Annotated in this window: 10 protein-coding genes; 5 read left to right on the top strand and 5 right to left on the bottom strand. The window is 60.6% G+C overall.

All coding sequences use genetic code 11. The features are described from left to right. The first annotated feature begins 344 nt into the window (after window positions 1-344). Entirely contained in the window at window positions 345-626 is a 282-nt protein-coding gene (locus tag GKKCFE_RS20615; protein WP_047228872.1) for an HU family DNA-binding protein, read from the top strand. A gap of 113 nt (window positions 627-739) precedes the next feature. Here GKKCFE_RS20615 and rlmF read toward each other — a convergent pair whose 3' ends face one another. From rlmF to GKKCFE_RS20590, 5 genes are all read right to left on the bottom strand, one after another. Next, window positions 740-1,759: a 23S rRNA (adenine(1618)-N(6))-methyltransferase RlmF gene (gene rlmF / locus GKKCFE_RS20610; RefSeq protein WP_445577036.1), complete on the bottom strand. Its 1,020-nt coding sequence runs from the start codon at window positions 1,757-1,759 to the stop codon at window positions 740-742. A gap of 264 nt (window positions 1,760-2,023) precedes the next feature. Then, window positions 2,024-4,870 carry a valine--tRNA ligase gene (locus GKKCFE_RS20605; protein ID WP_139049213.1) on the bottom strand — a complete coding sequence of 949 codons (2,847 nt, stop codon included), beginning with the start codon at window positions 4,868-4,870 and terminating at the stop codon, window positions 2,024-2,026. Between the two features lie 224 nt (window positions 4,871-5,094). Next, the gene (locus tag GKKCFE_RS20600; RefSeq protein ID WP_047228875.1) at window positions 5,095-5,460 is read right to left on the bottom strand and encodes a hypothetical protein; all 366 of its coding nucleotides are present in this window, start codon (window positions 5,458-5,460) and stop codon (window positions 5,095-5,097) included. 7 nt (window positions 5,461-5,467) lie between these two features. Further along, window positions 5,468-5,896: a DNA polymerase III subunit chi gene (locus tag GKKCFE_RS20595; RefSeq protein WP_047228876.1), complete on the bottom strand. Its 429-nt coding sequence runs from the start codon at window positions 5,894-5,896 to the stop codon at window positions 5,468-5,470. A gap of 60 nt (window positions 5,897-5,956) precedes the next feature. Further along, entirely contained in the window at window positions 5,957-7,447 is a 1,491-nt protein-coding gene (locus tag GKKCFE_RS20590) for a leucyl aminopeptidase (RefSeq protein ID WP_047228877.1), read from the bottom strand. Window positions 7,448-7,906: 459 nt separating this feature from the next. On the opposite strand from GKKCFE_RS20590, the gene lptF reads away from it, so the two are divergent. The 4 genes from lptF to lepB all read left to right on the top strand — a co-directional run bounded on the left by lptF (window position 7,907) and on the right by lepB (window position 12,881). Beyond that, the gene (gene lptF / locus GKKCFE_RS20585; RefSeq protein WP_047228878.1) at window positions 7,907-9,028 is read left to right on the top strand and encodes an LPS export ABC transporter permease LptF; all 1,122 of its coding nucleotides are present in this window, start codon (window positions 7,907-7,909) and stop codon (window positions 9,026-9,028) included. Beyond that, window positions 9,021-10,082 carry an LPS export ABC transporter permease LptG gene (gene lptG / locus GKKCFE_RS20580; protein WP_139049215.1) on the top strand — a complete coding sequence of 354 codons (1,062 nt, stop codon included), beginning with the start codon at window positions 9,021-9,023 and terminating at the stop codon, window positions 10,080-10,082. Before lptF ends, lptG begins: the two co-directional genes overlap by 8 nt. 139 nt (window positions 10,083-10,221) lie before the next feature. Next, the gene (gene lepA, locus GKKCFE_RS20575; RefSeq protein ID WP_047228880.1) at window positions 10,222-12,021 is read left to right on the top strand and encodes a translation elongation factor 4; all 1,800 of its coding nucleotides are present in this window, start codon (window positions 10,222-10,224) and stop codon (window positions 12,019-12,021) included. A gap of 5 nt (window positions 12,022-12,026) precedes the next feature. After that, window positions 12,027-12,881, top strand: a complete 855-nt coding sequence (lepB, locus tag GKKCFE_RS20570) for a signal peptidase I (protein WP_047228881.1) — start codon at window positions 12,027-12,029, stop codon at window positions 12,879-12,881. Window positions 12,882-12,962: the final 81 nt, after the last annotated feature.

The following is a 12,962-nucleotide window of genomic DNA, read 5'->3' as shown; positions in this document are numbered from 1 at the left end:
AGTGTACCGCAATCACTGGTTTTGGAACCCTGCAAAGCCCCTTTCAGACCCGTCCGACATGCCATATGCATTTTTTTACCGTTTTCGCGCAAGAAAGCTGACCAAATGGGTAGCTAGAGGCGGATATTTCACAGGCGTTGTGCTAGTTTTGCCCGGTCTTACGCGAAGTCACTGCGTTAAGCGTGCATTCAGCATTTGTCAGGTCGAACCAAACCCGGTTTTCGGCATCTATTACCCCGATCCGTCGTGGTGATTACCGAGGGTGTCTGATCCTCTGAGATCGGGCTCGATGGCTGACACTGCACTCTGCAATCCATATGAATTTGATAGGGAAGGAACACTACATGGCTCTTACTAAAGACCAACTGATCGCTGACATCGCTGAAGCTATCGACGCGCCTAAAACCACCGCGCGTAACGCTTTGGACCAACTGGGTCAGATCGTTGCCGATCAGCTGGAAAATGGCGGCGAAATCACCTTGCCAGGCATCGGCAAGCTGAAAGTCACCGAGCGTCCTGCCCGCACCGGCCGCAACCCTTCGACTGGCGCAGCCATCGAAATCGCTGCCAAGAAAGTTGTTAAGTTCGTTCCAGCCAAAGCGCTGACCGACGGCATCAACAAGTAAGATCGCGTTTAAAAGAAAACCGTGCTGCGGAGTGATCCGGGCACGGTTTTTTATTGCCTTGGAAAAAGTGATCTGTGGTCAGGGCATTTGTGGCAGCAAGGCCTTGCTCCCACTCAGCCCTTGCGAACCCAACGCGACTGGCGCCACGCCTGCTGCTGTGCCTCGGTCTGGAAGGTCCAGGCCACAAAGCGGCTCTGCTTCTGCCCCTGGGACATTTCCACCACCTGGCTGTGCAGCGCCCCGGCCTTTTTCAAGGCGGTTTGAATCGCCGGTAGATTCGACGCCTTTGACACCAGCGTGCTGAACCACAGCACCTGGCTGGCCACCTGTGCGCTCTCGCCGATCAGTTGCGTCACAAACCGGGCCTCTCCGCCCTCGCACCACAACTCCGCCGCCTGACCGCCAAAATTCAGCACCGGCAGCTTGCGCTTCGGGTCGGCCTTGCCCAGCGCACGCCATTTGCGCTGGCTGCCCTTGGTGGCTTCCTCCAGGGAGGCGTGGAAGGGTGGGTTGCACATTGTCAGGTCGAACCGCTCGGCCTCTTCCAGCAAACCCAACAGGATCTGCTTGCGGTTGGCTTGCTGGCGCAACTGGATGACTTTGTTCAATCCATTGGACTGGGCAATGGCTTTGGCCGAGGCAACGGCCGTCGGATCGATCTCCGAACCGAGGAAATGCCAGCGGTAATCGCTGTAGCCGATCAGCGGGTACACGCAGTTGGCCCCCGTGCCGATGTCCAGCACCTTCACCGCCGCCCCGCGTGGAATCGTTCCTTCGTTGTGACTGGCCAGTAAATCAGCGAGGAAATGCACGTAGTCCGCACGTCCTGGCACCGGAGGGCACAGGTAGTCGGCCGGAATGTCCCAATGGGCGATGCCGTAGAAGGACTTGAGCAGCGCCCGGTTGAACACCCGTACGGCTTCCGGGCTGGCGAAATCGATGCTTTCCTTGCCATAGGGGTTGATGATCACGAACTTCGCCAATTCGGGCGTGGACTTGATCAATGCCGGGAAGTCGTAATGACCCTGGTGGCGATTGCGTGGGTGCAGGGTGGCCTTCTCCCGCGGCACTTTGGCCTCCGTGGCGGGTTTGGGCTTGGAACGTGCTGGCTTGGGCGTGCGAGGGGCGGTCATGTGCGGGTCGATTCGGGGAGGGTTCAAAAAGTGGCGGGCATTGTCCCACATCCTGCCCCTGCGAACCCAACTGCAACGATCGGCGCGATCTACTGTGGGAGCGAGCCTGCTCGCGATAGCGGTGGGTCAGCTTGCACCAATGTTGAATGTACCGCCGTCATCGCGAGCAGGCTCGCTCCCACAGGGGGCAAGCGTGTTCACTAGAAAGTACCAGGCATAAAAAAGGAGGTCCATCAGGACCTCCTTCTTCATTGCAAATCCCCGTTACAGGCTAGAGATCCGCGCATGTTGCTCGGCCAGCTTGCCCAAGGCCTGTTCAGCCTCGGCCAGTTTGGCGCGTTCCTTCTCGATGACTTCAGCCGGCGCCTTGTCAACGAAACCGGCGTTGGACAGTTTGCCGCCGACACGCTGGACTTCGCCCTTCAAACGCAGGATTTCCTTGTCCAGGCGCGCCAGTTCCGCGGCCTTGTCGATCAGGCCGGCCATCGGCACCAGCACTTCCATCTCGCCGACCAGGGCGGTGGCGGACAGCGGCGCTTCTTCGCCAGCGGCCAGGACGGTCACCGATTCGAGCTTGGCCAGTTTCTTGAGCAGTGCTTCGTTCTCGTGGAGGCGGCGCAGGTCTTCGGCGCTGGCATTGTTCAGGAACAGGTTCAGCGGTTTGCCCGGGCCGATGTTCATTTCGGCGCGGATGTTACGCAGGCCCAGCATGAAGGTCTTGAGCCATTCGATGTCGTCTTCGGCGGCCGGGTCGATGCGGGTTTCGTTGGCCACCGGCCACGGCTGCAGCATGATCGTCTTGCCTTGGGCGCCCGCCAGCGGCGCAACGCGCTGCCAGATTTCCTCGGTGATGAACGGCATGAACGGATGCGCCAGGCGCAGGGCGACTTCCAGCACGCGCACCAGGGTGCGGCGGGTGCCGCGCTGGCGTTCGACCGGGGCGTTTTCGTCCCACAGCACTGGTTTGGACAGTTCCAGGTACCAGTCGCAATACTGGTTCCAGATGAACTCGTACAACGCTTGTGCCGCCAGGTCGAAACGGAACTGATCGAGCTGGCGGGTCACTTCGGCTTCGGTGCGTTGCAGCTGGGAAATAATCCAGCGATCAGCCAGGGTCAGCTCAAAGGCTTCGCCGTTCTGGCCGCAGTCTTCGCCCTTGTCCAGTACGTAGCGCGCGGCGTTCCAGATCTTGTTGCAGAAGTTGCGATAACCCTCGACGCGGCCCATGTCGAACTTGATGTCACGACCGGTAGACGCCAGCGAGCAGAAGGTGAAGCGCAGGGCGTCGGTGCCGTAGCTGGCGATGCCGTCGGCGAATTCTTCGCGGGTGGCCTTCTCGATTTTCTTCGCCAGTTTTGGCTGCATCAGGCCCGAAGTGCGTTTCTGCACCAGGGTTTCCAGATCGATGCCGTCGATGATGTCCAGCGGGTCCAGGACGTTGCCCTTGGACTTGGACATCTTCTGGCCCTGGCCATCGCGCACCAGGCCGTGCACGTAGACGGTCTTGAATGGGACTTGTGGCGTGCCGTCTTCGTTTTTCACCAAGTGCATGGTCAGCATGATCATCCGGGCGACCCAGAAGAAAATGATGTCGAAGCCGGTGACCAGTACGTCGGTGGAGTGGAATTTCTTCAGGAACTCGGTCTGCTGTGGCCAGCCCAGGGTGGAGAAGGTCCACAGGCCCGAGCTGAACCAGGTATCGAGTACGTCGTTGTCCTGTTGCAGAGCTACGTCCGGACCGAGGTTGTGCTTGGCGCGGACTTCGGCTTCATCGCGGCCGACGTAGACTTTGCCTGACTCGTCGTACCAGGCCGGGATGCGGTGGCCCCACCACAGTTGGCGACTGATGCACCAGTCCTGGATGTCACGCATCCACGAGAAGTACATGTTTTCGTATTGCTTGGGCACGAACTGGATGCGGCCATCTTCTACCGCAGCGATCGCAGGCTCGGCCAGCGGTTTGGTGGACACGTACCACTGATCGGTCAGCCACGGCTCGATGATGGTGCCGGAGCGGTCGCCTTTCGGCACTTTCAGGCCGTGATCATCGACGCTGACCAGCAGGCCGGCTGCGTCGAATGCCGCGACGATCTGCTTGCGCGCTTCAAAGCGGTCCAGGCCGGCGTATTCGGCCGGGATCTGGCCGTCGACGCTTTCGTTCAGCGTGCCGTCGAGGTTGAACACCTGGGCCGCCGGCAACACGTTGGCGTTCTTGTCGAAGATGTTCAGCAGCGGCAGGTTGTGGCGCTTGCCGACTTCGTAGTCGTTGAAATCGTGGGCCGGGGTGATTTTCACGCAACCGGTGCCGAATTCGGGGTCGCAGTAATCGTCGCCGATGATCGGAATGCGCCGGCCAACCAGGGGCAGCTCGACGAACTTGCCAATCAGGGCTTGGTAGCGCTCATCGTTCGGGTTCACCGCAACGGCGGAGTCACCCAGCATGGTTTCCGGGCGCGTGGTGGCGACGATCAGGTAATCCTTGCCTTCGGCGGTCTTGGCGCCGTCGGCCAGCGGGTACTTCAGGTTCCACAGGAAGCCTTTCTCGTCGTGGTTCTCCACTTCGAGGTCGGAAATGGCCGTATGCAACTTGGTGTCCCAGTTGACCAGGCGCTTGCCGCGATAGATCAGCCCGTCTTCATGCAGGCGCACGAAGGCTTCTTTCACCGCTTCCGAGAGACCGTCGTCCATGGTGAAACGTTCGCGGCTCCAGTCCACGGACGAGCCCAGGCGACGGATCTGGCGGCTGATGTTGCCACCGGACTCGTCTTTCCATTCCCAGACTTTCTCGAGGAATTTCTCGCGTCCCAGGTCATGGCGGTTCTGGCCCTGGGCTTCGAGGCGACGTTCCACCAGCATCTGCGTGGCGATGCCAGCGTGGTCGGTGCCCGGCTGCCAAAGGGTGTTGCGGCCTTGCATACGGCGGAAACGGATCAGGGCATCCATGATCGCGTTGTTGAAACCGTGGCCCATGTGCAGGCTGCCGGTGACGTTCGGCGGCGGGATCATGATGGTGTAGGAATCGCCCGCGCCTTGCGGAGCGAAATAATTCTCGGACTCCCAGGTGTTGTACCAGGAAGTTTCAATGGCGTGCGGCTGGTAGGTCTTATCCATGCGCGGCGGGACCCTATTGGCATTTATTCAGGAAAAGCCGGGAAGTATAGCGGGCGGGGGAGATGCAAGCCACACGCAGCAAGCGAGAAGCCGGACACGGTTGAACCCTGTGGGAGCGAGCCTGCTCGCGATGAGGCCAGCAGATTCAACATCAATGGGGACTGACAGTCCGTTATCGCGAGCAGGCTCGCTCCCACAGGATGTTCACAATGAGGCAGAGGGCGTTATTCGTACTGACTCAGCAATCGCTCCATCCGCGCATCCAGCCGGCGCTTGATCTCGGTCTCGATGTGCGGAGCGAAGTCGTCGATAACGTCTTGCATGATCAATTGTGCGGCGGCGCGCAGTTCGCTTTCCAGGTGCAACAGCGCATCGGGGCCTTTGGCCTCGGCCTTGGGCGCCGGCTTGGGTTCGGGCTGGCCGTTGATCGGCTCGAACAGCAGTGGAATCTGCTCGTCATGCTCAGGCTCGTGCTCCACCGTATCGGTCAACAGCGGTGGTTGCAGGTTGTCGTCGCCGAGCAGTTGGCGGATCGACTCGAGGTCGTCCAGCAGGTGCGTGGGCTTTTGTGGCGGTTTTGGAGTGTCCATCGTGGGCTCAGAGTCGCTGTAAACGGTGGTCTTGCAGAGGATAGCCCTGTTCGCGGTAGAAACGGAAACTCTCCCGCGCGGCTTGCCGGATGCCCGGGTCTTCCACCACCACTTCCGCCACACGGGCGAAGCGCTGGGCAAAAGGCGGCACTTTCAGGTCAAGGTTGACCAGCAAGTCCTGGTGCTGACCGCAGTCATCTCCCAGCCCGAGCACGATCAATCCTTCGGGTTCGTTTTCGGCCGGGCCATGGGGTACGAAGCTCTCGCCCTTGAAGGCCCACAGGCGTGCATCGAGGTCATCGCGCTGGGCGGCATCGCTGCAATGCAGGTAGATGCGGTGGCCCATGCGCCAGGCCTTTTCGGTGAGCTTGCAGGCGAAATCCAGCCGCGCCGACGGATCGGCGCTGGGCAGGATGTAGAAATCGACTTTGGTCATTGCAGTTCCTGAGCCGCCATTGGCGCCGCCCGAAGGCGACGCCAACGCCGGTCATCGGTGTCAGGCCTTGGCGCGGTCCAGCAGGTATTGGGTCAGCAGGGGAACCGGCCGGCCGGTGGCGCCCTTGTCCTTGCCGCCGCTGGTCCAGGCTGTGCCGGCGATATCCAGGTGCGCCCAGTTCAGGTTCTTGGTGAAGCGCGAGAGGAAGCACGCCGCGGTGATCGTCCCGGCTTTCGGGCCGCCGATGTTGGCGATGTCGGCGAACGGGCTGTCCAGCTGCTCCTGGTATTCGTCGAACAGCGGCAATTGCCAGGCGCGGTCGTCGGCTTGCTGGCCGGCGCTGAGCAGTTGGCCGATCAGCTCGTCGTTGTTGCCCAGCAGGCCCGAGGTGTGGGCGCCGAGGGCGACGACGCAGGCGCCGGTCAGGGTGGCGATGTCGATCACCGCTTGCGGCTTGAAGCGTTCGGAGTAGGTGAGGGCGTCACACAGCACCAGGCGGCCTTCGGCGTCGGTGTTGAGGATTTCCACGGTCTGGCCGCTCATGGTGGTGACGATGTCGCCTGGACGCGAGGCGTTACCGCTGGGCATGTTCTCGGCGCAGGCCAGGATGCACACCAGGTTGATCGGCAGTTGCAGTTCGAGCACGGCGCGCAGGGTGCCGAACACGCTCGCGGCGCCGCCCATGTCGTATTTCATCTCATCCATGCCGGCGCCCGGCTTGAGGCTGATGCCGCCGGTGTCGAAGGTGATGCCCTTGCCGACCAGTGCGTACGGCTTCTCGGACTTCTTGCCACCGTTGTATTGCATGACGATCAGGCGTGGCGGCTGTGCGCTGCCCTGGCCGACGGAATAGAACGAGCCCATGCCCAGGTCTTTGATTTTCTTTTCGTCGAAGACTTCGACTTTCAGGCCCTTGAATTCCTTGCCCAACGCCTTGGCCTGTTCACCCATGAACGTCGGGTGGCAGATGTTCGGTGGCAGATTGCCCAGGTCGCGGGTGAAGGCCATGCCGTTGGCGATCGCGGTGGCGTGGGTCACGGCACGCTGAACTTCAGCCTGGGCAGCCTTGATGGTCAGCAGGGTGATTTTTTTCAGGGCGCGGGGTTCGGCTTTCTGGCTCTTGAACTGGTCGAACTGGTATTCGCCGTCCACCAGGGTTTCAGCCAGCAGGCGGTTTTTGCCGTAGCTGTCGCGACCCTTGACCACCAACTCGTCCAGCGCCAGGACGGCATCAGCGCCACCCAGACCCTTGAGGGTGCCCAACACGCCGGCGATGATTTTACGGAACGGACGGTCGCCCAGTTCGGCGTCCTTGCCCACGCCCACCAGCAGCACGCGCTCGGCCTTGAGGTTGGGCAGGTTGTGCAGCAACAGGCTCTGGCCGACTTTGCCAGCCAGGTCGCCGCGCTTGAGCACAGCGCTGATGGCACCGCCGCTCAGGCTGTCGAGTTGGGTGGCGACGACGCCGAGCTGGCGGTTTTCACCGACGGCAACCACCAGCGTGGCGGTTTTCAACGTTTCTGGGCTGACGCTTTTTACAACCAGTTCCATGTCCGGATCCCTGAATGAATGGTCAAGATGCCAGGCGCCGACACAATGGCGCGCTGAGCGAGCTTCTTCTATATAAGAGAAGCGCCGGTGCTTGCCGGCGACAAAGGCCGCAGTTTGAACCCCGGCGCCAGGGCCTGACAACCCCACCGACAGCGCTAAATTGTGGCTTTAAGCACCGGGTTAAAGCGTGCGAAGTGACAGGCGCCCCCAATCACAGGATAATGCGGCTCTTTTTTCGGCGGCGCGCTGTGGCGGGCCGGCTCGATACGTTTGCTTGTTTGGCCGCCTTAGGGTTTGTATGAAAAGTCGCCGAGCGGCGATCAGGCAAGGCGAAAACAGGCGAGGAAGCGGAGTTGACTGGTTGTCAATGAGCATTCCGAGCCTGTTTTCAACGCAGCATGATCGTCGCGCAGGCACTTTTCGTACAAATCCTAGCCTGACAGCCCTGGAGTGTCTGGTGTGATCGTCTTCCGTTATCTATCCCGCGAAGTCCTGCTGACCCTGAGCGCCGTCAGCGCCGTGCTGCTGGTCATCATCATGAGCGGGCGCTTCATCAAATACCTCGCCCAGGCGGCCTCCGGCGCGCTGGATCCAGGCTCGCTGTTCCTGATCATGGGGTTCCGCCTGCCGGGCTTTTTGCAATTGATCCTGCCGCTGGGGTTGTTCCTGGGCATTCTGCTGGCCTACGGCCGGTTGTACCTGGACAGCGAAATGACCGTGCTGTCGGCCACCGGCATGAGCCAGCAACGTCTGTTTCGCATGACCCTCTTCCCGGCCACTCTGGTGGCGCTGGTTGTGGCCTGGCTGAGTCTTAGCCTGGCGCCCCAGGGAGCCAACCAGTTCCAGATGCTGATCAACCAGCAGGACGCCCTGACCGAGTTCGACACCTTGGTGCCCGGGCGCTTCCAGGCCCTGCGCGACGGGACTCGCGTCACCTATACCGAAGAACTCTCGGAAGACCGGGTCGACCTGGGCGGCGTCTTCATTACGCAAAAGAACGTGTCTTCCGACACCAAGAAGGACCGCGGCATTTCGGTGCTGGTGGCTGAGAAGGGGCGTCAGGAAATCAACCCCGACGGCAACCGCTACCTGATCCTGGAAAACGGCTACCGCTACGACGGCAAGCCGGGGCAGGCCGATTACCGGGCCATCAAGTACGACACCTATGGCGTATTGCTGCCCAAGCCCGAGGTCAGCGACGAAGTCACCGACCGCGATGCCATGCCCACCTCCAGCTTGCTGGGCAACAACGACATTCGGGCGCGCACTGAATTGCAATGGCGCCTTTCGCTGCCGCTGCTGGTATTCATCGTGACCCTCATGGCGGTCCCGCTGGCGCGAGTCAATCCGCGCCAGGGCCGTTTCCTCAAGCTGCTACCGGCGATTCTTCTGTATATGGCTTACCTGACCATCCTGATTTCCGCCCGTAGCGCGCTGGAGAAAGGCAAGATCCCGCCCGCGCTGGGCCTTTGGTGGGTGCATTCGATCTTCCTGGCGATTGGCCTCGGGTTGCTCTACTGGGAACCACTGCGCCTGAAGCTGGCCAGTCGTCGCAGCGCGCTAGAGGTGGCCCGTGGTTAAACTCGATCGGTACATCGGCAGCAGTGTGTTCATGGCGATTCTCGCGGTGCTGGGGATCATTCTTGGCCTGGCGACCCTGTTCGCCTTCATCGATGAAATGGGTGATGTCAGCGACACCTATACCTTGATGGACGTGTTGAGCTACGTATTGCTGACCGCCCCGCGGCGGCTCTACGACATGTTGCCGATGGCGGCGCTGATCGGTTGCCTGATCGGCCTGGGCAGCCTGGCAAGTAACAGCGAGCTGACCATCATGCGCGCCGCCGGTGTTTCCGTTGGTCGGATCGTCTGGGCCGTGATGAAGCCGATGCTGGTGCTGATGCTGGTGGGTTTGCTGGTCGGCGAATACGTTGCCCCGGCCACCGAAAACACCGCTCAGGCCAACCGTTCCCTGGCCCAGGGTGGTGGCGACGCACAAAGCGCCAAGCACGGCCTGTGGCACCGCCAGGGTGACGAGTTCATCCACATCAACTCGGTCCAGCCCAACGGTGTCCTGTATGGCGTGACCCGCTACCGTTTCGACGACCAGCGGCACATGCTGTCGTCGAGCTTCGCCAAGCGCGCCAAGTTTGTTGAAGATCACTGGCAGCTCAATGATGTCACCACCACGTTGTTCCATGACAAGCGCACTGAAGTGGTCGCCGCGCCGCAAGAGCGTTGGGACGTGGCGCTGAGCCCGCAGTTGCTCAGCACTGTGGTGATGGCGCCGGACTCCCTGTCGATTACCGGTTTGTGGGGGTATATCCACTATCTGGCGGATCAGGGCTTGAACAACGGTCGCTACTGGTTGGCTTTTTGGGTCAAGGTGTTGCAGCCGCTGGTCACCGCAGCCTTGGTGCTGATGGCGATTTCCTTCATCTTCGGCCCGCTGCGTTCGGTGACCCTCGGTCAGCGTGTGTTTACCGGCGTACTGGTGGGTTTCACCTTCCGTATTGCTCAGGATTTGCTGGGGCCGTCGAGCCTGGTATTCGGTTTCTCGCCGCTGTTTGCGGTGCTGGTGCCGGCCGGTGTCTGTGCGTTGGCCGGGTTCTGGCTGTTGCGCCGGGCCGGTTGATAAGCGCACCGGTGGCGAGGGGGCTGTGGGGGCAAGGCTGTGTGGGAGCAAAGCTTGCTCCCACTTGCGCGGTGTATCAGGTACAATTCCCGGCTATTTTTCGGCGGGCCATGCCTGCAGCCTTTTTGAGTGTTGATCCGTGAGTGATTTGAGTCATATCCGCAATTTCTCCATCATCGCCCACATTGACCATGGCAAGTCGACGCTGGCTGATCGCTTCATCCAGATGTGCGGCGGCCTGGCCGAGCGTGAAATGGAAGCCCAGGTCCTGGATTCCATGGATCTGGAGCGTGAGCGCGGGATCACCATCAAGGCCCACAGCGTTACGCTCTACTACAAGGCCCGCGACGGCATAACCTATCAGCTGAACTTCATCGATACCCCGGGCCACGTCGACTTCACCTATGAAGTCAGCCGGTCGCTGGCGGCCTGTGAAGGTGCATTGCTGGTGGTCGATGCCGGCCAGGGCGTCGAGGCGCAGTCGGTTGCCAACTGCTACACGGCCATCGAGCAGGGCCTGGAAGTCATGCCGGTGCTGAACAAGATCGACCTGCCCCAGGCCGATCCGGACCGCGTGAAGGAAGAAATCGAGAAAATCATCGGCATCGATGCCACCGACGCGGTCACTTGCAGCGCCAAGACCGGCCTGGGCGTGGACGAAGTGCTCGAGCGCCTGGTGACCACCATTCCCGCGCCGACCGGCAACATCGAAGATCCGCTGCAAGCGTTGATCATCGATTCCTGGTTCGACAACTACCTGGGCGTCGTCTCCCTGGTTCGCGTGCGCCACGGCCGCGTCAAGAAGGGTGACAAGATCCTGGTCAAATCCACCGGCAAGATCCACCTGGTGGACAGCGTCGGTGTCTTCAACCCGAAACACACCGCCACCGTTGATCTGAAGGCCGGTGAAGTGGGTTTCATCATCGCCGGCATCAAGGACATTCACGGTGCACCGGTCGGTGACACCCTGACCTTGAGCTCCACCCCCGACGTCGATGTGCTGCCCGGCTTCAAGCGTATCCAGCCTCAGGTCTACGCCGGCCTGTTCCCAGTCAGCTCCGACGACTTCGAGGATTTCCGCGAAGCCCTGCAAAAGCTGACCCTGAACGACTCGTCCCTGCAATACACCCCGGAAAGCTCCGACGCCCTGGGCTTTGGCTTCCGTTGCGGATTCCTGGGCATGCTGCACATGGAGATCATCCAGGAGCGCCTGGAGCGCGAGTACGACCTGGACCTGATCACCACGGCGCCGACGGTAATTTTCGAGCTGCTGCTCAAGAACGGCGAAACCATCTACGTCGACAACCCGTCCAAGTTGCCGGACCTGTCGGCCATCGAGGATATGCGCGAGCCGATCGTGCGGGCCAACATCCTTGTGCCGCAGGAGCATCTGGGCAACGTCATTACCCTGTGCATCGAAAAGCGTGGCGTGCAGCACGACATGCTGTTCCTCGGTACCCAGGTCCAGGTGACCTACGACCTGCCGATGAACGAAGTGGTGCTGGACTTCTTCGATCGCCTGAAATCCACCAGTCGCGGCTATGCTTCGCTGGACTATCATTTCGATCGTTACCAATCGGCTAATCTGGTGAAGCTGGATGTGCTGATCAACGGTGAGAAAGTCGATGCCCTGGCATTGATCGTGCACCGTGACAACGCGCACTACAAAGGTCGTGCATTGACCGAGAAGATGAAGGAACTGATTCCGCGGCAGATGTTCGATGTGGCAATCCAGGCCGCCATTGGTGGGCAGATTGTGGCGCGTACAACCGTCAAGGCGCTCAGAAAGAACGTATTGGCCAAATGCTATGGCGGCGACGTCAGCCGTAAGCGCAAGCTGTTGGAAAAGCAGAAGGCCGGTAAAAAACGCATGAAGCAGGTTGGTAACGTGGAAATTCCACAGGAAGCCTTCCTTGCGGTGCTCAGGTTGGATAGTTAGGTCCTATGTCGCTAAATTTCCCGCTGTTGCTGGTTATCGCCGTGTTCGTCTGCGGCCTGTTGGCGTTGCTTGATCTGTTGTTCCTGGCGCCGCGGCGCCGGGCTGCCATCGCCTCCTATCAGGGCAGCGTCAGCCAGCCTGATGGGGTGGTGGTCGAAAAGCTCAACAAGGAACCGCTGCTGGTCGAATACGGCAAGTCGTTCTTTCCGGTGTTGTTCATCGTACTGGTGCTGCGCTCGTTCCTGGTGGAACCGTTCCAGATCCCGTCCGGCTCAATGAAGCCGACCCTGGATGTGGGCGACTTCATCCTGGTGAACAAGTTCTCCTACGGGATCCGCCTGCCGGTGATCGACAAGAAGGTCATCGAAATCGGTGACCCGCAACGCGGCGATGTCATGGTGTTCCGTTTTCCGAGCGATCCGAACGTCAACTACATCAAGCGTGTGGTCGGCTTGCCGGGAGACAAGATTCGCTACAGCGCCGACAAGCGCCTGTTCGTCAACGGCGAACTGGTGGCCGAACGGTTGATCGGCTCCGAGCCGGGCACACTGGGCAGCGCCGAGCTCTACCAGGAAAAGCTCGGCGAGGCCGAACACCTTATCCGCAAGGAAATGAGCCGTTACCGCGCCGCACCGGACCATTCGTGGACCGTGCCGGCCGGGCACTATTTCATGATGGGCGACAACCGCGACAACTCCAACGACAGCCGGTACTGGGATGATCCGAACATTCCCAAGGACATGCTGGGCATGGTCCCCGACCGTAATATCGTCGGTAAGGCCTTTGCGGTCTGGATGAGCTGGCCGGAACCCAAACTCAGTCACCTGCCGAATTTCTCGCGGGTTGGCCTGATCAAGTAATCACACACGGCGCTGTTGAACACAGCGCCGAATGCATTTCTGGAGCCTGCACAAGGTTGCCCGAAGGCATGAAGCCAACGA

The sequence above is a fragment of the Pseudomonas sp. E141 genome (genome assembly GCF_052659885.1).
The sequence above is the reverse complement of the archived record's forward strand: the minus strand, read 5'-3'. Positions and strand labels throughout refer to the sequence as shown.